The 21,161-nt window shown below is 60.8% G+C and carries 21 protein-coding genes; 11 read left to right on the forward strand and 10 right to left on the reverse strand.

All coding sequences use genetic code 11. The features are described 5' to 3' along the window. Positions 1-35: 35 nt before the first annotated feature. Together mca and CXR25_RS07500 are read left to right on the forward strand one after the other, a co-directional pair. Positions 36-1,028, forward strand: coding sequence for a mycothiol conjugate amidase Mca (mca, locus tag CXR25_RS07495; protein WP_069599920.1), 993 nt, complete (start codon positions 36-38; stop codon positions 1,026-1,028). After that, positions 1,025-1,420: a hypothetical protein gene (locus CXR25_RS07500; protein ID WP_241212400.1), complete on the forward strand. Its 396-nt coding sequence runs from the start codon at positions 1,025-1,027 to the stop codon at positions 1,418-1,420. The genes mca and CXR25_RS07500 overlap by 4 nt, the downstream gene beginning before the upstream one ends. Before the next feature lie 55 nt (positions 1,421-1,475). On the opposite strand, the gene trhA is transcribed toward CXR25_RS07500, so the two are convergent. After that, positions 1,476-2,261, reverse strand: coding sequence for a PAQR family membrane homeostasis protein TrhA (trhA, locus tag CXR25_RS07505; protein ID WP_096158596.1), 786 nt, complete (start codon positions 2,259-2,261; stop codon positions 1,476-1,478). A gap of 137 nt (positions 2,262-2,398) precedes the next feature. On the opposite strand from trhA, the gene CXR25_RS07510 reads away from it, so the two are divergent. Then, positions 2,399-3,160 carry an isoprenyl transferase gene (locus tag CXR25_RS07510; protein WP_009884666.1) on the forward strand — a complete coding sequence of 254 codons (762 nt, stop codon included), beginning with the start codon at positions 2,399-2,401 and terminating at the stop codon, positions 3,158-3,160. Positions 3,161-3,337: 177 nt separating this feature from the next. Then, on the forward strand, positions 3,338-4,645 hold the full coding sequence (locus CXR25_RS07515; protein WP_069599923.1) for a PhoH family protein: 1,308 nt from the start codon (positions 3,338-3,340) through the stop codon (positions 4,643-4,645). A gap of 297 nt (positions 4,646-4,942) precedes the next feature. Here the strand turns inward: CXR25_RS07515 and CXR25_RS07520 are convergent, their stop codons facing one another. The 3 genes from CXR25_RS07520 to glpX form a co-directional block, all read right to left on the reverse strand. After that, a complete protein-coding gene (locus CXR25_RS07520) occupies positions 4,943-6,346 on the reverse strand; it encodes a class II fumarate hydratase (RefSeq protein ID WP_009883706.1) in 1,404 nt (467 codons plus the stop codon). Positions 6,347-6,413: 67 nt separating this feature from the next. Next, on the reverse strand, positions 6,414-7,040 hold the full coding sequence (locus CXR25_RS07525; protein ID WP_009883707.1) for a carbonic anhydrase: 627 nt from the start codon (positions 7,038-7,040) through the stop codon (positions 6,414-6,416). A 91-nt stretch (positions 7,041-7,131) separates the two neighbouring features. Next, positions 7,132-8,256 carry a class II fructose-bisphosphatase gene (gene glpX, locus CXR25_RS07530; RefSeq protein ID WP_009883708.1) on the reverse strand — a complete coding sequence of 375 codons (1,125 nt, stop codon included), beginning with the start codon at positions 8,254-8,256 and terminating at the stop codon, positions 7,132-7,134. A gap of 74 nt (positions 8,257-8,330) precedes the next feature. Between glpX and CXR25_RS07535 the strand changes: the two genes are divergently transcribed. Then, the gene (locus CXR25_RS07535; RefSeq protein ID WP_241212401.1) at positions 8,331-9,035 is read left to right on the forward strand and encodes a DUF4245 domain-containing protein; all 705 of its coding nucleotides are present in this window, start codon (positions 8,331-8,333) and stop codon (positions 9,033-9,035) included. Between the two features lie 3 nt (positions 9,036-9,038). Here CXR25_RS07535 and CXR25_RS07540 read toward each other — a convergent pair whose 3' ends face one another. Further along, a complete protein-coding gene (locus CXR25_RS07540) occupies positions 9,039-9,278 on the reverse strand; it encodes an exodeoxyribonuclease VII small subunit (RefSeq protein ID WP_009883710.1) in 240 nt (79 codons plus the stop codon). Between the two features lie 69 nt (positions 9,279-9,347). Continuing rightward, the gene (gene xseA, locus CXR25_RS07545) at positions 9,348-10,655 is read right to left on the reverse strand and encodes an exodeoxyribonuclease VII large subunit (RefSeq protein WP_009883711.1); all 1,308 of its coding nucleotides are present in this window, start codon (positions 10,653-10,655) and stop codon (positions 9,348-9,350) included. Between the two features lie 167 nt (positions 10,656-10,822). On the opposite strand from xseA, the gene CXR25_RS07550 reads away from it, so the two are divergent. Beyond that, positions 10,823-11,881 carry a 4-hydroxy-3-methylbut-2-enyl diphosphate reductase gene (locus tag CXR25_RS07550; protein WP_009883712.1) on the forward strand — a complete coding sequence of 353 codons (1,059 nt, stop codon included), beginning with the start codon at positions 10,823-10,825 and terminating at the stop codon, positions 11,879-11,881. 12 nt (positions 11,882-11,893) lie between these two features. Here the strand turns inward: CXR25_RS07550 and CXR25_RS07555 are convergent, their stop codons facing one another. Beyond that, complete coding sequence (locus CXR25_RS07555; protein ID WP_009883713.1) at positions 11,894-13,078, reverse strand: DNA recombination protein RmuC; 1,185 nt, start codon at positions 13,076-13,078, stop codon at positions 11,894-11,896. Positions 13,079-13,151: 73 nt separating this feature from the next. Between CXR25_RS07555 and ychF the strand changes: the two genes are divergently transcribed. Further along, entirely contained in the window at positions 13,152-14,237 is a 1,086-nt protein-coding gene (gene ychF / locus CXR25_RS07560) for a redox-regulated ATPase YchF (protein ID WP_009883714.1), read from the forward strand. A 180-nt stretch (positions 14,238-14,417) separates the two neighbouring features. Here ychF and CXR25_RS07565 read toward each other — a convergent pair whose 3' ends face one another. Together CXR25_RS07565 and CXR25_RS19355 are read right to left on the reverse strand one after the other, a co-directional pair. Next, positions 14,418-16,175, reverse strand: coding sequence for a DUF262 domain-containing protein (locus tag CXR25_RS07565; RefSeq protein ID WP_164513954.1), 1,758 nt, complete (start codon positions 16,173-16,175; stop codon positions 14,418-14,420). An 837-nt stretch (positions 16,176-17,012) separates the two neighbouring features. Further along, a complete protein-coding gene (locus CXR25_RS19355) occupies positions 17,013-17,372 on the reverse strand; it encodes a 4-fold beta flower protein (protein ID WP_371860655.1) in 360 nt (119 codons plus the stop codon). 640 nt (positions 17,373-18,012) lie between these two features. Between CXR25_RS19355 and CXR25_RS07570 the strand changes: the two genes are divergently transcribed. The 4 genes from CXR25_RS07570 (at position 18,013) to CXR25_RS07585 (ending at position 20,378) form a co-directional block, all read left to right on the forward strand. Then, complete coding sequence (locus CXR25_RS07570; RefSeq protein WP_101583135.1) at positions 18,013-18,294, forward strand: type II toxin-antitoxin system RelE/ParE family toxin; 282 nt, start codon at positions 18,013-18,015, stop codon at positions 18,292-18,294. Then, on the forward strand, positions 18,269-18,589 hold the full coding sequence (locus CXR25_RS07575; protein ID WP_101583136.1) for a HigA family addiction module antitoxin: 321 nt from the start codon (positions 18,269-18,271) through the stop codon (positions 18,587-18,589). The genes CXR25_RS07570 and CXR25_RS07575 overlap by 26 nt, the downstream gene beginning before the upstream one ends. Next, positions 18,586-19,071, forward strand: coding sequence for an NUDIX hydrolase (locus tag CXR25_RS07580; protein WP_101583138.1), 486 nt, complete (start codon positions 18,586-18,588; stop codon positions 19,069-19,071). The genes CXR25_RS07575 and CXR25_RS07580 overlap by 4 nt, the downstream gene beginning before the upstream one ends. Before the next feature lie 200 nt (positions 19,072-19,271). After that, positions 19,272-20,378 (forward strand): DNA alkylation repair protein, encoded by a 1,107-nt coding sequence (locus CXR25_RS07585; RefSeq protein ID WP_101583139.1) that lies wholly within the window; start codon positions 19,272-19,274, stop codon positions 20,376-20,378. Here the strand turns inward: CXR25_RS07585 and CXR25_RS07590 are convergent. Beyond that, positions 20,366-20,773 (reverse strand): VOC family protein, encoded by a 408-nt coding sequence (locus tag CXR25_RS07590; RefSeq protein ID WP_125240482.1) that lies wholly within the window; start codon positions 20,771-20,773, stop codon positions 20,366-20,368. The genes CXR25_RS07585 and CXR25_RS07590 overlap by 13 nt on opposite strands. Positions 20,774-21,161 lie beyond the last annotated feature (388 nt).

The raw sequence follows: 21,161 nt of genomic DNA on the forward strand, positions 1-21,161 counted from the left end.
CGTCACCAGGCTGATTCGAAAGGGACACTCCAAACATGACTTCGCTTCCGTACCATGGACTGCGTCTGCTGACGGTTCATGCCCACCCTGACGACGAATCTTCGAAAGGTGCGGCGACGAGCGCGAAGTACGCCGCGTTGGGAGCACGAGTCCTCATCGCCAGCATGACCGGTGGCGAAGCCGGAGACATCCTCAACCCGGCCCTGCTGCAGAGTCCGAAGGCCAGCCGCGACATCGCCGGTCTGCGTCGCGAGGAGATGGCCACAGCCGCTGCCGCGCTGGGAGCCGAACACGTGTGGGTCGGACACGTCGACTCGGGCCTGCCCGATGGCGACTTCGACAATCAGACTCCTCCCGGATGCTTCTACCGTGTCCCCGACGAGGTGGCCATGCTGCCCCTGGTCCACATCATCCGCACCTTCCGCCCCCAGGTCGTCACGACCTACGACGAACTCGGCGGCTACCCTCACCCCGATCACATCAAGAACCACGCCGTGACGATGGCGGCAGTCGCCGCCGCTGCGGACGCGGAGCAGAACCCTGAGCTCGGCGAACCCTGGCAGGTTGAGAAGGTCTACTACAACCAGGACCTGTCGGCGAAGAAGTGGGTGACCATCCACGAGAAGATGACTGAAGCGGGACTCGAGTCTCCCTTCGCCGACCACATCGAAGACTTCAAGAAGCGCGATGCTCAGCGGGTCAACTGGCTGAGCACGACGATCGACTGCGCAGAGTTCTTCCCCTCGCGTGATCGAGCACTGCTGTCCCACGCCACCCAGATCGATCCGGAGGGTGGGTTCTTCTCGGCATCGCGAAAGGCCGCGCGGACCTACTGGCCCACGGAGGAATTCGAGCTTGCCGTCGACAACACGGGCCGGACTCCTCTGACACCCGGCGTAGACTTCCAGGAGACCGATCTTTTCGCCTCTGTGACCTTGGATGATGGTCGCAAGGTGTCCGCCAAGGGCATGCTGCCCGCATCACCGGACGAAGACGAAGACAACGAAGCGACAGGTGAGAGTGCATGATTCTGGCCGCAGCGCAGGACGCGACCCCCAGCGGAGCCCCCGACCCGGACCTGGTGACTCCCGGCACGATCGGCTTCCTGTCGACATTGGTGATCGTCATCGTCGTGATCTTCCTGATCCGCGACGCCCTTCGACGGGTGCGCCGCGTGCGCGCACGCGCTCAAGCCGATGACGCCTACCCGATCCCGATGCGCAAGTATGCAGTGCCCAACCAGTCGAAGCTGTCCGGGGATTCCGCACCGGCTGCGGATGACGAGACGTCGACAGCGGATGACGAGACGTCGACAGCGGATGACGAGACGTCGACAACGGCCAAGACCGATGCGTCGCCAACAACCACGACCGATGCGGAAAAGCCGGAGCAGGGTGAATCTGCGCGGTCACAGGACTGACCTTCAGGACTGCCCGCTGGACTGAGCGGCAGACCTGCCCGGTGTCGTCAGAGGTCTAGTAAGCGGCCACCGCGGCAACGAGTAGGGCCGCGAGGTGGCAGCCATAGCCTGCGACCGTGAGAATGTGGAAGATCTCATGGAAGCCGAGCCATTTCGGTGACGGGTTGGGCTTTTTGATTCCGTAGATCACAGCACCGGTCACATAGCAGACGCCACCGGCAACGACGAGGATGCCCACTGCAGGGTTGCCCGCCCAGATCTGGGGAATGTAGCCGACCCCGGCGACCCCGAAGCCCACGTAGATGGGAACGAAGAGCCACCTCGGCGCGGTGGTGAAGATGGTTCTGAAGGCGACACCCAACAGCGCTGCGCCCCAGAGGACGGACAAGAGCAGAATCGTCTGATCCGGCCTGAGGGCCAGCACCGCCAGGGGCGTATAGGTCCCCGCGGTGATGAGGAAGATGTTTGCGTGGTCGAGACGGCGCAGGATCAGCCGGGCCCGAGACCGCCACCGTCCCCGGTGGTAGACGGCCGAGGTTCCGAAGAGCAGCATTCCGGTGATGGCGAAGATCGAGGCAGCGATCCGCGACTCGATCGTGGGGGAGATGATGACCAGCGCCAGCCCGCCGAGCATCGCCAGGGGAAAGGCGGCTGCGTGGAACCAACCACGCAGTTTGGGCTTGACCTGACCAGCCAGTTTGCCCAACTCACGGCGCAGAGCCGAGCGCCTGCGGGCAATGTGCTCGGGGTAGCCGGAACGCGGCTGGGCAGCGGATGTGGAGTCGACTGTCCTCTGCCCGTCGGAGCCGGATGATGAGGGTTCAGTGACTGGTGTGTTCATGGTTCTAGGATATCGACCCCACCTGAACGATTGAACAGTGGCATGTTCGATGACGCCGCCGCCGACGTGGGGTCGTTCGGGATAGTACTGTGTATTGTGGTCGAACCGACCGGAAATCGAGTGTGAAAGAGGTCAGCGTGGCGCGACCGGTGAGCCTGCTCTACCGACTCTACGAGCGGCGGCTCCTGCGCGAGCTGGACAAGTCCGTGCCGGTGCCGAGGCACGTGGGTGTGATCACCGACGGCAACCGACGCTGGGCGAAGGAGTTCGGTGCCACCACCGCCGACGGACACCGGGCCGGAGCCGAGAAGATCGTCGAGTTCCTCGGCTGGTGTGATGAGATCGATGTCGACATCGTCACGCTCTACGTTCTGTCCAAGGAGAATCTCGCCAGATCCGCCGAGGAGGTCGAAGTCCTCATCGAGATCATCTCCGACCTGGTCGAGAAGATCGCAGCGCTCAACGGGGTGCGAGTGCAGCTGGTCGGTGACCTCGAGATCCTGCCACCTGGCCTGCGTGCACGTTTGGAGGCGGCCACCTCGGAGGGGGACTGCCAGATGCGCGTCAACGTCGCCGTCGGATACGGCGGACGGCAGGAGATCGTCAACGCGGTGAAGTCCCTGCTGCGCCTGCGCACAGACGAAGGCACCGACCTGGAGACGATCATCTCCGAGCTCTCCCCGCAGCAGATCAGCGAACATCTCTATACCAAGGGCCAACCGGACCCCGATCTCATCATCCGCTCCTCCGGTGAGCAGCGACTGTCCGGGTTCCTCATGTGGCAGAGCGCGTACTCGGAGTTCTATTTCTGCGAGGCCTATTGGCCCGACTTCCGGCGCACTGATTTCCTGCGTGCAGTGCGCGACTACGGCCTGCGCCAGCGTCGTTTCGGCAAATAGGCCTCGGGCCGCCCCTGGTTCATCCGAAGTTCACGACAGCGACTCTCCCGAACACGCGTGCCGTTGCCCACACGGCCCCGATTCGGGGTTAGGTTGGCAGTAGTTGGTCGACACCAACCCGAGATCGGGGGATGTCAGGACTCGGATCTCGGCGGTACTCACGCCACAGGGGTCCTCATGACCGCACATGTCCACACATACGTTCTCGACACCTCGGTGCTGCTCTCCGATCCGGGTGCACTGCTGAGATTCGCAGAACATCATCTCGTCATTCCGTTGGTCGTCGTCTCCGAGCTTGAGGCCAAACGCAATCATCCGGAACTCGGCTTCACCGCTCGAAAAGCACTGCACATCCTCGATGACTTCCGCTCCGAGTTCGATCGCCTCGATGAACCCATTCCCGTCGGTGACGCCGGTGGGACCCTGCGGGTCGAACTCAACCACGTCGATGCGACAACGATGCCGGTCGGCTTCGACCGCTCGGAGAACGACACCCGTATCCTCGCGGTCGCCCGGAACCTGGCTGCCGAAGGTCAGGACGTGGTGGTTGTGACCAAGGACGTGCCGATGCGTGTGAAGGCATCGGCCCTCGGCCTGCAGGCCGAGGAATACCTTGCCGAGCTTGCCACCGACTCGGGGTTCACCGGAATGAGCGAATTGTCGCTGGACGAGAACGAGATGTCTCAGTTCTACGAGAACGGATGGGCCACCACCGAGGCGGTCGCCGATGAGGTCGTCAACACCGGAGTCGTCATCACCTCACCCCGCGGCTCCGCTCTCGGCCGCGTCAGGTCGGGCAAACGGGTCTCGCTGGTGCGTGGTGATCGCGACATCTTCGGTGTCCATGGCCGGTCCGCTGAGCAGCGAGTGGCCATCGACATGCTTCTCGATGATGCCCTGGGCATCGTGTCCTTGGGAGGTCGAGCCGGAACGGGGAAGTCCGCACTCGCTCTCATGGCCGGGCTGCAGAAGGTGCTGGAGGAGAACAAGCACTCGAAGATCATGGTCTTTCGCCCGATCTACGCCGTCGGCGGGCAGAGCCTCGGCTTCCTGCCCGGCAGCGAAGGCGAGAAGATGAACCCCTGGGCGGAAGCAGTCTTCGACACGCTTGGCGCTCTGGTCAGCAAGAACGTCATCGAAGAGGTGATGAACCGCGATCTGCTCGACGTGCTGCCGCTGACACATATCCGCGGACGTTCACTCCATGATGCGTTCGTCATCGTCGATGAGGCACAGTCGTTGGAGCGCAATGTGCTCCTGACTGTCCTGTCTCGCATCGGCATGAATTCGAAGGTGGTGCTGACCCACGATGTGGCTCAGCGTGACAATCTTCGGGTGGGTCGACACGACGGCGTAGCGGCGGTGATCGAGAAGCTCAAGGGCCATGATCTCTTCGCTCACGTGACGCTGACCAGGTCGGAGCGCTCCGAGATCGCAGCCTTGGTCACCGATGTGCTCGAGGAGTTCGATCCCTTCCGCAGCTAGGCTCGGGACGAGTACCGCGAACCGCGCATCGGGGACTCGCACGGGGGACTCGCGAGGAGACGTCGTCGTCGACAGGCAGCCTCCGCGTCGAGGGGTGGCCTCAGCGTCGACGGGCGGCCTCAGCGCCGATAGGCGACCGTGGCCTTGAGGGGCGACTCCCTGGAGTCTGTTCTCGACGCTGCGGTCTGCGCCCGATGAGGTGAATGCGAGGGGCCGGTTGCCAGGATGTGATGTCCTGGCAACCGGCCCCTCGCTGTGCGATGTATCTGCTGTAAAACCTACGTGCAGCTGTGTGGCTTACTTGTAGTCGCCGATCATCGTTGTGACGTCAAGGGCCTTGTCGAGGTCAGCCTCGGTGATGGAACCGTCGGAGACGAAGCCGAGGTCGATCGTGGCTTCCTTCACGGTCATCTTGTTGGCCACGGCGTGCTTGGCGATCTTCGCTGCCGATTCGTAGCCGATGACCTTGTTCAACGGAGTCACGATGGAGGGGCTCGCCTCGGCGAGGAAGCGGGCGCGCTCCTCGTTGGCCTTGAGCCCGTCGATCATCTTCTCGGCCATGACGGTCGAGGAGTTCGCGAGCAGACGGATGGATTCGAGCAGGTTCGACGCCATCACCGGGATGCCGACGTTGAGCTCGAAGGCACCGTTGGTCGAGGACAGAGCAACGGTGGTGTCGTTGCCGATGACCTGGGCGGCGACCTGGATCGTGGCTTCGCAGATGACCGGGTTGACCTTGCCGGGCATGATCGAGGAACCGGGCTGCAGGTCGGGGATGGCGATTTCGCCGAGGCCGGTGTTCGGTCCCGATCCCATCCACCGAAGATCGTTGCAGATCTTCATGTAGCCGTAGGCGATCGTGCGCAGCTGGCCTGATGCTTCGATGAGTCCGTCGCGGTTGGCCTGCGCCTCGAAGTGGTTGCGTGCTTCCGTGATGGGAAGGCCGGTCTCCTCGGCGAGGATCTCGACGACGCGAGCGGAGAATCCGGCCGGGGTGTTGATGCCGGTGCCGACAGCGGTTCCGCCCTGGGGCACTTCAGCCACGCGAGGCAGTGAGGCCTCGATGCGTTCGATGCCGTAGCGGACCTGCGCCGCGTAGCCGCCGAACTCCTGTCCCAGGGTCACCGGGGTGGCATCCATGAGGTGGGTGCGGCCCGATTTGACGACTGAGGCGAATTCCTTCGCCTTCTTCTCGAGCGAGGAGGCCAGTGTCTCCATCGCCGGGATCAGTGTGTTGACCAGAGCCTTGGTCACGGCGACGTGGACTGAGGTCGGGAACACGTCGTTTGAGGACTGCGAAGCGTTGACGTGGTCATTGGGGTGCACGTCGATGCCCTGGGATTCGAGGGCCTTGGTCGCCAGCGAGGCGAGGACCTCGTTGGTGTTCATGTTCGAGGAGGTTCCCGAACCGGTCTGGAACACGTCGATGGGGAAGTGGGCATCGTATTCGCCGGAGATGACAGCGTCGGCGGCGTTCTTGATGGCTTCGGCCCGGTCAGCGTCGAGGACTCCGAGCTCGAGGTTGGCCTTCGCCGCTGCCTTCTTCACCTGAGCCAGAGCGGCGATGTGTGCCGATTCCAGGGTCTTGCCCGAGATCGGGAAGTTCTGCACGGCGCGCTGTGTCTGTGCGCTGTACAGAGCATCTTTGGGAACCTTCACTTCTCCCATGGTGTCGTGTTCGATGCGATATTCTTCGCTCATAGTTGTCCTTTCCGACATGATGTCTGGGCTGTTCGTCATTGTGTCTCGGCCGCAGAAGCGGCCGTGGTCATGCGAGGTGGGTTGAGACCGCGTCCTCGTCGCCGCCGTGTTGTGCGACGACAGTCGTACGGCCGTCATGCAGCTGGTAGGTCAGACCGACGATGATGAGGCGGCCCTCTTCGACTGCGCGAGCAATGATCGCCGAGAGCTGCATGATCTTCTCGACAGTGTCCATGGTGTTCTGTGCGACCGTCTCATTGACGGTCGTGCGATTGTGTTTGCGGGCCCTGGCCACAGTGGGCAGGAGCCGGGCTACGACATCAGAGATGAACCCGGGAGGAGTCTCCCCGGAGTCGTAGGAGTTGTATGCCGCTGTCACCGCACCGCAGCTGTCGTGCCCGAGCACGACGAGCAGGGGAGTGCCGAGAATCTCGACGCCGTACTCCAATGAGCCGAGGGTGACTGGATCGACGACCTGACCTGCATTGCGCACGACGAACATGTCGCCGAGGCCGACATCGAAGATCATCTCGGCTGCGACTCGGGAATCCGAGCAGCCGAAGAGGGTCACGAACGGCATCTGGTTGTTCGACAGCGCCTCACGACGGGCAGTGTCCTGATTGGGGTGCTGCGGGACGTCATCGACGAAGCGATGATTGCCTTCGAGCAGACGTTTCCATGCCTCGTTCGGCATCAGTCAGATCCTACTTCCGGTTGTCTGGCCAGGGATCGAATCGGCGGTGTCCGTATTCGACAGTGACCGGGGTTGAGATCGGAGGGTGGGCTCAGATGAGTCCGCGGCGGGCTGCCTCTTCGGCGGCCTCCACGTATGAGTGAGTCTTCGCTGCCTGATGCTCGGCGAAGACCGAACGCACTGTGCCCGACTTGGAACGCATGACCAGCGAGTGCGTGGTGACGTGTCCGCCGTCGAACTTCACGCCGTCGAGCAGGTCGCCGTTGGTGATGCCGGTGGCCACGAAGTAGCTGTTGTCACCGGTGACGAGGTCATCGGTGTTGAGGACCTTGTCGACGTCGAGCCCGGCTGCGGCTGCGGCCTCACGCTCGGAATCGTCCTGTGGCCACAGCCGGCCCTGGATGACTCCGCCGAGTGCCTTGATCGCGCAGGCGGTGATGATGCCCTCGGGTGTGCCGCCGATTCCCATCAGCATGTCGACACCGGTTCCGGGGCGGCAGGCGGCGATGGCGCCGGCGACATCACCATCGGTGATGAGCTGGATGCGTGCACCTGCGGCACGGATCTCGTCGATCATCGTCTGGTGGCGCGGACGGTCGAGGATCATTACGGTCACAGAGGCCGGATCGTTTGTGCCTTTGCCCTTGGCGACGCGGCGGATGTTCTCTGCCACAGGCAGGCGCAGGTCGACGGCGTCGGCAGCTGCCGGGCCGGTGACGAGCTTTTCCATATAGAAGACTGCCGATGGGTCGTACATGGCACCGTCTTCGGTGACCGCCATGACCGAAATCGCGTTGGGCATACCCAGCGCGGTCAGACGAGTGCCGTCGATCGGGTCGACAGCCACATCGCAGTGAGGGCCTCCGCCGTCGCCGACCTGCTCTCCGTTGAAGAGCATCGGTGCTTCGTCCTTCTCACCTTCGCCGATGACGACTCGTCCGGCCATGCGCACAGTCGAGATGACATTGCGCATTGCGGCGACAGCGGCACCGTCGGCAGCGATCTTGTCGCCGCGGCCCACCCAAGGCGCTGCAGCGATGGCGGCGGCCTCGGTGACTCTGACGAGTTCGAGTGCGAGGTTGCGGTCGGGAGCGTCGGCTCCGACCTGTGCTTTCTGGGACCAGGCATCCGTCACAGCAACGGGAGGAGCCTCGGCATCCACACGGCCTCGGTCATGATGAGATTTCACGTCAGCAGATTCATTGGAGTCACTCATAAGTCCAATTGTGCCACCCCGCACGTTCGGCGCCGACATTGGGACGATTTCGCGCCGTGACTGTGGCCCCCATCATGAAACCTCGCCCAGGATTGGCCCTGGGAGCAATCCCCGAGGACAATGGCGATGTGAATGCCCAATCCGATACCAACACTGTGGGAACGCAGGCGCCCGTGACGCGCACGGATGCCAGTCCCGAGGGAGTGCCAATGGCTGACGAGTCCGGAGTGATGCTCCCGGGGTCCAGGGAAGAGATGCGCTTCCTGCGGAAGAACTCGAACTGGGTCAATATGATCATTGCGATCTTGGCCTGCCTGGCCGTCGTCGCAGTGGTTCTGCTGATCGCACCTCAGCCGGAGGTCGACTCGCAGCGTGTGGTCGACTACCAGTCGATTGCGGAGCAGTCCCAGGACAGCGCCGACTTCGACCTCATCGTGCCTGAAATCCCGAGCGGGTGGACATCGAATGAGGCGAACTTGGACCGTGTGGGCGAATCCGACCGCACCTCCTGGTACTTGTCCTTCGTCGGCACTGAACAGCAATGGGTGAGCATCGAGCAGGCCAAGGCCACCGAGAATTGGGCCGAGAACCAAGTCGACGATGCGATTGCTGCTGAGACGGTGACCGTCGGCGGCTCTGACTTCCAGATCTATCGGACTGAGGATGCCAAGGAATACTGGGTCACAGGCAAGGGCGACACGTTCGTCGTCATCACCGCCATCGCGTCCCCCGACACCATCAACGCCTTCGCACAGCAGGTCGCCGAACAGCTGAAGTGAGCCTCAGCCCTCGTCGTCTGAGGATTCTTCGCGCGCTTTGTCGAGGCGTTCGCGTGCCCCATCGAGCCATCCTTGGCAGCGGTCGGCCAGGGCTTCGCCGCGCTCCCACAGACTCAGCGAATCTTCTAGTGGAAGATTTCCGGCTTCGAGTCGTTTGACGATTCCGACGAGTTCCTCACGTGCCTGTTCATAGCTGAGCGAGGCGATGTCGGACTGGTTCTGCTGGGCTGCTGGCTCTGTCATGATTGCGTCCTTAGTGCGATTGTTTGTGTTGGTGCGTGTGATCGACGGTGATGGGCCCAGGCACCTTCACTATTCGGTTGCCTGACTGCTGTCGGTGCTTTCCTGTACGGCGGTGACCGCGGCATCGAAGCGGCCGTGAGCGACACGGACATGGACGCCGTCGCCGGCTTTGACCTCGTTCGAGTCTCTGATGGCTTGGCCGTCATCGCTTTGAACGACGGCGTAGCCGCGTTCGAGCGTCCGCAGCGGGGAGAGCGAGCGTGCCTGTGAACGCAGGTGGTTGATTTCGGTCTGCCCCTGCATGACGCGCGTCGTCGTCGCCTGCAGGCTGCGTCGACGGACCAGTCGCAGCTGCTCTTCGTGCGCGGTCACCATAGTCTGCGGCTCGGCCAGCACCGGACGCGATCGGACGGCGGTGAGCATTTCCTGCTCCCGGTCGATGATGCGGTTGACGGCGGCATCGAGTTCCGCGCGAGCACGCAGCAGGTTCATCGCTTCCTCGGCCACATCGGGCACGATGCGTTTGGCGGCATCGGTGGGAGTCGATGCGCGCAGGTCGGCGACTTCATCGAGGATCGGACGATCGGCTTCGTGGCCGATGGCCGAGACGACGGGAGTCTTAGCCTCAGACACGGCTCGGACCAGGGCCTCGTTGGAGAACGGCAACAGATCTTCCATGCTTCCACCGCCGCGTGCGATGACGATGATGTCGATCTGCGGATCAGCGTCGAGCTCGGCCAGATTCTTCATCACGCCGGGTACGGCATCGGGACCTTGGACGGCGCAGTTGCGAATTTCGAACTCGGCGGCAGGCCAACGCAGATGGACGTTTTGAACGACGTCTTTCTGAGCATCTGAGTCCCTGCCGGTGATCAGACCGATCCGGTTGGGCAGGAATGGCAGGCGTTTCTTCCGGTTGGGGTCGAACAGACCTTCTGCTCCAAGCTGCTTCTTCAGCCGCTCAAGCCGGGCCAGGAGCTCACCGAGGCCAACGGCTCGGATGTCATTTGCCCGCATCGTCAAACGACCGGTCTTCGTCCAGAAATCGGCTTTGAGGTTGGCGACGACGTGGCTGCCTTCGGACAGTGGCGCGCCAGTGCGTTCGAGGACGTTCTTCCAGATCTGAACCGGCAGCGACGTCTCGACGTCGGTGTCACGCAGTGTCAGATAACTGGCCTTGCCGCGGTGGTTGAGCTCGACGACCTGGCCCTCGATCCACACGCTGGACATGCGGTCGATATAGGACTTCATCTTGCTTGAGAGCAGACTCAAGGGCCACGGGTTCTCCGCCGTCGTCTCTCCCGCAGTCGCAGGCAGCTCCTGAGCGTCGACCGTTTCGCCGAGAGTCCCGGGAGTGCCGGAAATTCGTTGCGCCATGTTGTCTCCCCTTCCAATCCACCACCCTAACGAACGGTGGTGACATGACGAACCAGCGCCGCGCAGGAACACCCCGGGTTGCAGGCTTGTTGTGGGTTGCTTCACCTTTGTAGCCGTTGTTCAGGTCCCCGGCCTAAACTGTGCTTGTGACTGCCGTATCTGTACCCATGCCCACCATTCCGCGCAAACGCCTCGCTCCGGAAGACATTCGGACGCCTGAAGGCGCCGACCAGAAGGTGCTTCTGGCCGCCCCGCGCGGATACTGTGCCGGTGTTGACCGCGCAGTGATCGCCGTCGAGCGCGCACTCGAGCACTATGGTGCTCCGGTCTATGTGCGCAAGGAGATTGTGCATAACCGCCATGTGGTCGACACCCTCTCCGAACGCGGCGCCGTATTCGTCAACGAAACCGACGAAGTTCCCGAAGGCGCCCGCCTCGTATTCTCTGCACACGGTGTCTCTCCTGCCGTCCACGCCGAGGCGGCCGCTCGCGAACTGTCGACGATCGATGCCACCTGCCCCTTGGTGACGAAGGTCCACCGCGAGGCAGTCCGTTTCGCCCGTGACGGTTACCGCATTCTGCTAGTCGGCCACGCAGGTCACGAAGAGGTCGAAGGCACGATGGGAGAGGCTCCCGACGACATCACGTTGATCCAGAACCCTGAGGAAGCCAAGACCGTCCAGATCGACGATGCAGAGAGCCTGGTCTGGCTGTCACAGACGACGTTGAGTGTCGACGAGACGATGGAAACGGTCAACATCCTGCGGGAACGGTTCCCGCACCTGCAGGACCCTCCAAGCGACGACATCTGCTATGCCACGTCGAACCGACAGGTGGCCGTGAAGAAGATCGCCCCACAGTCCGATCTGGTTCTTGTAGTCGGCTCAGCCAACTCGTCGAATTCCGTGCGTCTGGTCGAAGTTGCGCTGGAGCACGGGGCCAAGGACGCGCATCGCATCGATTTCGCTCGTGAGGTCGACGAAACCTGGTTCCATGATGTCGCAACTGTCGGCGTGACCTCAGGAGCGAGCGTCCCGGAGGGACTGGTCCAGGATCTCCTCAAACTGCTGGCAGAGTACGGCTTCGGCTCGGTCGAAGAAATCGTCACGGCGGAGGAGGACATCATGTTCTCCCTGCCGCGCGAACTGCGCAAGGACCTCAAGGCCGCCGGTAAGAAGACATCGAACAAACGCGATGGCGCCGACCGGGATCACGACCTGATCTGATCGCTGCCTGATCTAGTCCGTGCCAGTATGGCGGCGTCTCAGATCAGTGGGATCCTGTGTCGCGAATGGATCCTGTCCCGAGATGCGTGGCCGTGTGAGTTCTTCAGCGCTGACTCCACGGCTGCGTGAGTCGAGTTCAGCAACTGCATCGAGTTCGGTGGCGACGATTCCCGTGCTCGGAAACTTTCGGGCGGTGACGAGGAACCGCGATTCCAGCGATGAGACGAATCGGTTGTAGTCCTCAACCGACCGGTCGAGACTTGAGCCCATCCGTGTCACGTGGGTGACCAGAGTGCCTATGCGTTCGTAGAGTTCGGTGCCGAGCTTGAGTACCTCGGCTGCGGAGGTGCTCATGTCAGCCTGCCGCCAATTGAGTGCCACGGTCTTGAGCAGAACCAGCAGCGTGGCGGGGGAGGCGAGCACGACGTTCTTCCCGAGAGCATGATCGATCATCTTCGGATATGTGGACGCCGCCGAGGAGAGCAGCCCGTCCGTGGGGACGAAGCAGACGACGAAGTCCGGAGCAGTGTCGAAGGACTTCCAATACTCCTTCGAAGCCAGAGCATCGATGTGGCGCAGCAGTGCGCGAGCATGATCCTCATCGCTGGCATCAGCGTCACCCATGCGTGCTGACAGTGGTGTCTTGGCATCGATGATGATCGTTCCGCCGCCGGGCAGATTCACGGTCATGTCAGGGCGATGGCGTTTGCCGTCACGCACGCTGCTGACTTGGGTCTCGAAATCCACATGGGGGAGGAGGCCGGCATATTCGACGATGCGTTTGAGCTGGACCTCGCCCCAGTCTCCACGCTGAGTCGTCGAATTCAGCGCGCTGGCCAGTGAACCGGTGGACTCCTGCAGTCTGAGGTTCTGTTGGCTCAGGTGCCCGATCTGCGTGTTGAGTCGCGTAATCTGTTCCAACTGCGTCCGGTCCTGGGACTGAAGGTTCTCCTGCAGGTGATTGACGCTTGCAGCCAGGGGGCCGATGGCCGCAGTGATCTCGCCGGCCATCTGTGCATCAGCCTCCAAATCCTCCGTCCTGTTCGTGAGAATCCGAGACGTGGTCTCCGCTCTCGTAAGTCGCTCAATATAGCGGGAACGCGTGTGTGCGCGTCCGAGGAGGAAGCCGAGGGCGACGCTGATGATGATCGCCAGGATGAGGATGACGATCGCTCCGGTGGCGGGGAAAGAATTCATGACTCAAGCGTGACAGACGGCACTGACACGAGATTTAGACCCGCACCTCGGCGGCGGGATAGACTTAGCTACCGTGGCTCTAACTATCGGAATCGTGGGACTGCCCAATGTCGGCAAGTCGACCATGTTTAATGCATTGACCAAGAACCAAGTTCTCGCGGCGAACTACCCGTTCGCGACGATCGAACCGAACGTCGGCGTGGTGCCGTTGCCCGACGCGCGACTGACTCGACTGGCGGAGATCTTCGGATCCGAACGCATTCTCAACGCAACTGTCGACTTCGTCGATATCGCCGGAATCGTCCGTGGCGCTTCCGAGGGCGAAGGGCTGGGCAACCAGTTCCTGGCCAACATTCGCGAGGCTGAGGCAATCTGCCAGGTCATCCGCGGGTTCGTCGATGACGATGTGATCCACGTCGAGGGCAAGATCAGCCCGGCCGACGACATTGACACCATCAACACCGAACTCATCCTCGCCGACCTGCAGACCTTGGAGAAGGCACGGCCGAGGATTGAGAAGGAAGTCAAAGGCAAACGGGCACCGGCAGAACAGCTGACCGCCATCGATGCCGCTGTCGAGATCCTCGAAAGCGGAAAGACCCTCTATCAGGCGATGCAGTCCGACAAGTTCGACGTCACCGAGCTGCGCGAACTTCAGCTGATGACCGTCAAGCCGTTCCTCTACGTCTTCAACGTCGATGACGATGTGCTCGCCGATGAAGAGAAGAAGGCAGAGATGCGTGCACTGGTGGCACCTGTCGAAGCGATCTTCCTCGACGCCAAATTCGAGTCCGAACTCGCTGAACTCGACGAAGCGGAAGCCCTCGAGATGCTGGAATCCACCGGCCAGGAGGAAGCAGGACTGGACAAGCTGGCACGCGTCGGCTTCGATACATTGGGCCTGCAGACCTACCTGACAGCCGGCCCCAAGGAATCCCGCGCCTGGACCATTCCGAAGGGTGCAACGGCACCCGAGGCGGCTGGTGTCATCCACACCGACTTCCAGAAGGGCTTCATCAAGGCTGAAGTCGTCTCCTTCGACGATCTCGACGCCAACGGCTCGATGTCCGCAGCCAAGTCCGCTGGTAAGGTGCGGATGGAGGGCAAGGAATACATTATGGTTGATGGGGACGTCGTTGAATTTAGATTTAATGTGTGAAAAGCCATCGAAGACTATGCCCCGGCCTAAGGCCGGGGCATAGTCTTCGATGGCTTGGTTCTCCCTATATCGCGTTGTCTGCTAGCCGTAATGGCCAACAGGTCGGGAGCACGAAGTGCGAAACTCTGTCAGGCGGCATACGTTCGGTTATAACCATCCATGGATGCCCTTCAACGAGAATCAAACTTGGATTCTGGGCCATAGCTGTAGCGCGCGTTGGACAATATCGGAGAGCCGCTCGTTCGATTGCTCACTGTTCCAGACCTTACTGGAGATCGCGTCAATTAACGTCTCATCCTCGGCATTGACCCAGTTGCTAAGCTCGGCGCATTTGTCCGCGAATTCCTTTGGAAGGTCCGCATTGACTTCAGGGGGAAGGAGGGCAAGATTTCCTATTTTGAAGATCCAGGAGTTCCGCGCTGTAGCCTCTGATCGTCCCTCCAAACCCTGAAGATGTTCCAAGGACAATTGGCGACTCAGATTCAGCGTCGTAGATTGATAAGACTCTTCGATTCGGGTGAGGATGTACCTGATCTTGAACGTATCTTTTGCCCGAGTTTTTGAGTAGGCCAGGCGACTGATCCCGTCCCTGAACTGCGCATTAGAGGCATCGATTCTGTCCGCGGCGGCCACGAATGAACTCAAAGCGGCTTCGAAGTCCGGCTTCGAAGAACCCGCTGACACGGATGCTGCAGCCTGGCGGTACAGGCGGCGAATTGTAGACGTTGAAGGTTTCTGAGCGATACTCCACCGGAATTGGAAACTCTCTGTAACTGTCAGGAACTTTAGAAGGGTCTTTCGAGAAATTCCAGCACGTTCCCGGAGGTATGCCCTCATCAGAGATAAAAGCAGCGGAAGTGGCTGGAGTGATCCTGCTACTAGGATTCCGTACAAGCGACTAGAGATATCTTCGTAATCATCCCGACGCCAAGCGGTCGCAAGTTCTCGCCATGTGTCGGCTGAGCCGTTGCTAGTTAGCGTCCGATTCAAGCCGGCCAGTATTTTCGCATCGATACTGAGTCCACCGATTAAATCTTGAGCTGAAACGTCTCGGTCCGTCGATGTTGCTATCTGATCGGCTATCGATCGTCGCAGTCGCGCCTGTTCGATTAGGTCTGTGCTTGCATGCCCGGGATGATGCCGCGAGTTCCATGCATAGTACAAGAAGAAGTCGGGAGTCATCCCCTCGAACGTGAGATCGTCGAGCTTTTCGAGGATGTCCGACCATGCACGCTCGGAGCTGTCCTCATCGCTGGAGGCGATCTCCGCGAACAACAAGTTCTTGACGAGATCCATCACCGTTAGACTTTTCCCTCGATCGTTGAGGGTTTCAAAAATGGTGAATGCATTCTTGCGATCTTCGACATTGATATAGACGACCTCGGTTTCGAGAATCGCATCACGAATATTGTCTAGCTGCGCGGTCGCGTCGTTTGTACCACTCAGCTCGTCACGTACCAGTGTCTCGAATGTTTTGTAGGCTTGCGACTCCAGCGCTTCGGAGTCGTAGCCTGGCGAAGTAGCTCGTTGTTTTTTCTCCAGAAGGACGTTGTCATTCAGGCGGCTCGCGGCGCTGACGTCCTTATTTCGTAGACGATGATTGCGATGGCCGTCGCGATCGTTGTATTCGAGATATTCATTGATGCCGGTGACGCGTGGCGCACTCCCGATCTCTGCGTATAGATCACGTAATACGCTCAACGCGATGATCGCGGTGGTCAATCGCTGTTGGCCATCGATCACCTCTCGAGGGGCCGCGGCTGCGCCGCTCGTCACCATGCTTCCGAAGAAGTGAGGGTCGGAAGTATTGGTGATATCGTTCCAAAAATCCTTGATATTCTGCGACTCCCATGCATATCGACGTTGATATCTGGGCACAACATGCTGCCCCTGCTGGAGTACCTCACCAAGACTTCGTTTCTGTGCATCAATCTGCAAAATACTGCCCCTCATCTGTGATCTTGCTAGTCCCCTGAGCATACCCATAATGGCCGAAGGTGGCTCTGGGACCACCGGATCAGTCTCAGCCGTCCATACCAGTCGACATATGATGAAATCCTCATGCTGCGGGCGCAGAGTCGCCTCAACGAAATGTTCGGGTGGATCCTGTGAAATACGGGGCTCAACGAACCACCTTGGTCTTAGTTAGCGGTGGCAAGGTCCAGTCGGGAGCCTAGACCAATTCTGTGACTGCACGTGCTGGAATTGGGTTCGCGCTTTAAGCTCTGACGGAAGCTATGTCATCACGAACGTGGCTAGCGGAGTACACATCGGGTACCTTTGTTCCGTCATCGGCTACACAGACTGGGTGGCCCATGAATCCGGCTGGTGCTGTGCGGGCCCGCGGTAGCGATGATGGCACCGCTCAGTCCTGCCGATCCTTGATGTACCGGCCGCCCCTGAACTCCTGCGACGCCCAAGTTCGGGATGCGAGATTGGCAGGAGCCTGTGCAACTGCTCGTGCGTGCTGTCGTAGTGGTCGTGGCCTCGAGCTTCATTCGGCAGTGTTCTCTGATCAGTAGCATCTTTCCGACCTGCGCCGCGGTCTGCGAGTCGTCGGTAATCGTCCTCGCCAAGAATTCGGCGGGGGAGAGTACGGCCTCGCCCGAGGAATCCAAGTGGACGTAGAAGCCAGCCAGCTTCTCCTCGTTTACCTACTTTCTGGTCTTCTCCGAGTCGTTCCGCTTCTTCGCGAAATAGGCGTACCGGTCGTCCTATGTATCCCGGTTCCTTGAAAACGGAACAATGCTATCTAGGGTCAACTCGACGCGACTGCTACTTGCTTGGCATCCAGTCGTTCCACTCTTGAGGGGACCAGCCACCGGATCGCCCGGGCTTAGCCGGGGTCCCTGGGATGCCAGGCCGTCCGGGACGTCCGCCGATCCCCGGCCTGCCTGGTACACCGCTGAATCCCGGGCGAGGGATGGAGGCGGAAACTTCACGCGTCATCCCGATGGCACGGTTTTGGGAGTCCCAGAAGGCTCCCTGTTCGAACCAGCCAAGGTGGCAGCCCGTCTGGTAGCTGATCACACTAGTTCCGTTGATAAAGCCTCGGTGCGCTCCGCCCAGGTCCAAGACTTCGTTACCGCAAAGCCAAGCGACGACAGTGCCGTTCTTGCTGAATATGGGGTCCATGATGTTTTTCTCCTCAAGTTGTTTGGGGCTACGGCGTTGTACTCGGCACGTATAGCGTATATGCGGGGCCTCTCCAGCTATCCAAGATGTTCTCCACCGTATCGAGGAACATCTCGCGAACACACCCAACTCCACGCAGCTGCGATACCGTTTTAGCTGGTCCACAGCTTCGGCTGCTTCCAACAAGTGCCAGCCGCTCAACAGATCATGGAAGTGGTAACCCCCAATGGTCCAGCCAATGAAGAGAGTCGACCCGATGCCGGTGGGGCCCTTCTAGGGATCTAGTGGGTTTTGGGATCTGGGTGTTCTTCCTGGGAGTCATCGATGCATTGGCACTTGCCCCGTTGCACCACTTGACGCTCTATGTTGCCGGAGCAGCCCTGGTTGTCTGTGCGATCCACGTGACGCTACTCATGCGAAAACGCAGGACTAGATAGCAAGCAATCTGTAAGGCCCTCCCGATTCGAAAGGATCTTGCAGCCCTGGGGCAGAGCGGTTCGACGTCGTAAGCGTCAAGACCAAGGTCGACACGACTTCCGAATCCACGGAGATTTTTCCAGAGTTTATTCGGGTACGGAATGCGGTTGAATTTAGGTTTAACGTATAGCGTTAATGACGGTGTCCGTTATACACTGGACTCGTGATCAGATCGTTCAGCAGCAAGGACACCGAGCGCATCTGGCATGAGCAGTACGTCAAACGCGTTGACCGGATGGTGCAGCGGGCGACCTTGCGGAAGCTGGAACTGATCCATGCGGCGAAGGATGTCGAGGATCTCAGGGTCCCGCCAGTCAACCGGCTGGAGCGTCTGGTCGGCGACCGACGCGGGCGGCACAGCACCCGCGTGAACGCGCAATCGCGTCTCTGCTTCGTCTGGAGAGAAGGAGGTGCGGACAATGTCGAACTCGTCGACTACCACTGAGGGCGACCTGATCGAGCCGATCCACCCGGGAGAGATCCTGCTGGAAGATTTCATCGAGGGCTTCGGGATCACACAGAATAAGCTGGCCGTGTCCATCGGGGTGCCGCCGCGCCGGATCAACGAGATCGTGCACGGCAAGCGGGGAATCACAGCAGATACCGCGATCCGTCTGGCGCGATATTTCGGGACGTCCGAGGAATTGTGGATGAACCTGCAGTCAAACTACGAGCTGCGGCTCCAGCGCCGGGCTCTGCGGGACAAGCTTGCGGGGATCACGCCGTTGGAGGTTGCATGACTGTCCTCTTGGAAGAGCTCCGCGATTCTGCACAACGTGACGGCGTGGAGAAGTTCGTGGTCGGTGCGGTAATACATCAAGATGGGGCTGCGCTGGTCGTCACTCGTAGCGAACTGGACGACTTCCTGCCGGGGATCGACGAGGTGCCCTCTGGTGGGGTTGAGCTTGGCGAGACCTTGGTTACGGCCCTTAACCGAGAGTTGTCCGAAGAGGTCGGGTTCGCTGCCGGCTCGATTGATGGCGACTTTCTTGAGACGTTCGATTATCGCTCCTCGTCGGGCAAGGCGACGAGACAGTTCACAGTCTCGGTGCCCTTGGCAGGTCGAGCAATTCGACTCTCTGACGAGCATGTCGCCTGCAGGTGGGTCACGGCAGAGAACGTCAGTGGGACGTCGTGCACGCTTGAGACGAGGCGCGTACTTGATGCGTGGTTCGCTCGCGGATCTTCTTGGGCCTACGGACTTCTACCGGAATGTTGGTGAGTTCAAGCCTGACGACTGCGATGCCCATTGATGTCTCTACGTGTGGGGACGTGGTTGAATTTAGGTTCAATGTATAGGCGAGCTCCCGGTCAGCCACCGCTGGCATGAGAGCGTGGGGGAATCGCCGTTTCCTTCCGCGTGGGACGCCCCCGCACGGAGGCCTGGGTGGAATGACGATCTATCGGAGGGCACACGCATAGGTGGCTGATTTCAAGGACGAGCTCTCGCCGGAGCTGATTCGGGCCCTGGGTCAGGATCTCTCCGTAGCCTGGGCCGCATTCGATCGGGCAGGGTTTGAGCGGACGGCCGGCGAGAACCTCGTCGGCCTGGAGATGAAAGCACGCATTCAGCAGATCGCTCATGCTCTCTGCGCGAGCATGCCGGCGGACCTGGACGTGGCAGACGAGGTGATTCGCCGCGTCCTCGCCGGAGGAGGCATGCAGGGTTGGGCTTCGCTTCCGGTCAACGAGTACGTGGCCGTCGCGATGCTGGGACGACCCGACATCGGGCTTCCGCTCCTGGCCGCGCTGACGCCGCGGTACACCGCGGAGTTCGCGATCCGTCATTTCATCGAGGCTCAGTACGAGCCGACGATGGAGCGCCTCCGCGCCTGGGTGGCAGATCCTGACGAGCACGTTCGTCGCCTCGTCTCGGAGGGCACACGCCCACGACTGCCTTGGGGTCAACGCCTCACGCGGTTCATCGCCGATCCTCGGCCGGCACTCGAGCTCCTCGAGGAGCTCGTGAACGATGAATCCTTGTATGTCCGTCGCTCCGTGGCGAATCACCTCAACGACATCGCCAAGGATCATCCGGACGTCGTGCTCGAGGCTGCCAGAAGGTGGGCAGCGAAAAGCACTCGAGGCGACTACGTCGTCCGGCACGGTCTTCGAACTCTGATCAAGCGAGGTGATCCCGAAGCGCTGAGCATCCTCGGATTCGATCCCGAAGCTCCGATCGAGATCACCGGATTGGAATGCTCACACCCCTCGATTCCCATCGGCGGCGAGACGACGATCGCGTTCACCCTGCGGGCAGCTGCCGAGACGAAGGCAACTATCGATTACGTGGTCCACTATCAAGGTGCGCACGGTCCCAAGGCCGGCAAGGTCTTCAAGCTCAGCGTTCGTGACCTGCCTGCTGGAGAGGCCGTCAGCTTTGTTCGACGTCATCGATTCGCGCCCGTCGCCACCCGTCGAATCCATCCCGGACCGCATCTGATCGAGGTTCAGGTCAATGGGCGAGTGCTCGGCAAAGCTGTCGTGGACGTCTACGCCCCGGCTGCCACTGATCCTCAAGAGCACTGAGGTCGCTGCATCTGTTCGCAGACTGGCAGCGCCACGATCTCAGATGGGTCCTCGACCCATGCGATGAGAAGCCGATCGAGCCACGTCTCCGGTGTCTTGATTGGCTTCGCGCCGAGATCGATCAGTCGGGCATAGCCTGCAGGTACGTCGTCGGTCCAGAGGATCACCGCCGCGTGCTGGCCGTCGGCGGTCGGGTCAAGTCCGTGGTCTTCGCGGGTGCTGGTCTCTGTTGCGAGACCGATTCGGTATCCGTCGAGTGCCAGGTCGACGTGAATCGGTGTTCCGTTACTTGGCGTGTGGAACACTTCCTTGAAGCCGAGCGCGTTGTAGAACGCGACAGCGCCGTTGATGTCACGCGTGAACAGAACGATCTGTGGCGTCCGGAAGAGGTCCAGCCGTCAATTCTGCGGTCGCCCGGCTCGTGACGCAACGAGTCGCCTGCCGGGCACAGACTCAGTGGTGTCGCCAAGTGTCCGCAGAGGTTGTTCTGTGCCGGAATGCGGTCGAATTTAGATTTAATGTCCAATAAGGGCCTCTGACCAGGGATTTTATCTTCTCGGCCTCCGGTTGGGTTCGATGGACAGGTTCCGCTTTACCATCAGGTGCTAAGCGTTTGTCCCGCTGACCTGGGACTTTGATCGGTCTCTGCGGAGCTCTCGCAGAGGCCGATTCTCGTTGTCGCGTTGCGGTAGCGTCTCTGGCGAGTGGCTTCGGCTGGGCAGTTCTGCGGCGGGTTCAAGTTGTTCGACCCGCGATCTCGCGGAAGGTGCGCTGACTCAAAAA

The organism is Brevibacterium aurantiacum (assembly GCF_003932995.1).
Lineage (GTDB): Bacteria > Actinomycetota > Actinomycetes > Actinomycetales > Brevibacteriaceae > Brevibacterium > Brevibacterium aurantiacum.

Coding starts and splice junctions, on each gene's coding strand:
- mca (WP_069599920.1), top strand. CDS start 36: ATGACTTCGCTTCCGTACCATGGACTGCGTCTGCTGACGGTTCATGCC.
- CXR25_RS07500 (WP_241212400.1), top strand. CDS start 1,025: ATGATTCTGGCCGCAGCGCAGGACGCGACCCCCAGCGGAGCCCCCGAC.
- trhA (WP_096158596.1), bottom strand. CDS start 2,261: ATGAACACACCAGTCACTGAACCCTCATCATCCGGCTCCGACGGGCAG.
- CXR25_RS07515 (WP_069599923.1), top strand. CDS start 3,338: ATGACCGCACATGTCCACACATACGTTCTCGACACCTCGGTGCTGCTC.
- CXR25_RS07520 (WP_009883706.1), bottom strand. CDS start 6,346: ATGAGCGAAGAATATCGCATCGAACACGACACCATGGGAGAAGTGAAG.
- CXR25_RS07525 (WP_009883707.1), bottom strand. CDS start 7,040: ATGCCGAACGAGGCATGGAAACGTCTGCTCGAAGGCAATCATCGCTTC.
- glpX (WP_009883708.1), bottom strand. CDS start 8,256: ATGAGTGACTCCAATGAATCTGCTGACGTGAAATCTCATCATGACCGA.
- CXR25_RS07535 (WP_241212401.1), top strand. CDS start 8,331: ATGAAACCTCGCCCAGGATTGGCCCTGGGAGCAATCCCCGAGGACAAT.
- CXR25_RS07540 (WP_009883710.1), bottom strand. CDS start 9,278: ATGACAGAGCCAGCAGCCCAGCAGAACCAGTCCGACATCGCCTCGCTC.
- xseA (WP_009883711.1), bottom strand. CDS start 10,655: ATGGCGCAACGAATTTCCGGCACTCCCGGGACTCTCGGCGAAACGGTC.
- CXR25_RS07550 (WP_009883712.1), top strand. CDS start 10,823: ATGCCCACCATTCCGCGCAAACGCCTCGCTCCGGAAGACATTCGGACG.
- CXR25_RS07555 (WP_009883713.1), bottom strand. CDS start 13,078: ATGAATTCTTTCCCCGCCACCGGAGCGATCGTCATCCTCATCCTGGCG.
- CXR25_RS19355 (WP_371860655.1), bottom strand. CDS start 17,372: ATGGACCCCATATTCAGCAAGAACGGCACTGTCGTCGCTTGGCTTTGC.
- CXR25_RS07575 (WP_101583136.1), top strand. CDS start 18,269: ATGTCGAACTCGTCGACTACCACTGAGGGCGACCTGATCGAGCCGATC.
- CXR25_RS07580 (WP_101583138.1), top strand. CDS start 18,586: ATGACTGTCCTCTTGGAAGAGCTCCGCGATTCTGCACAACGTGACGGC.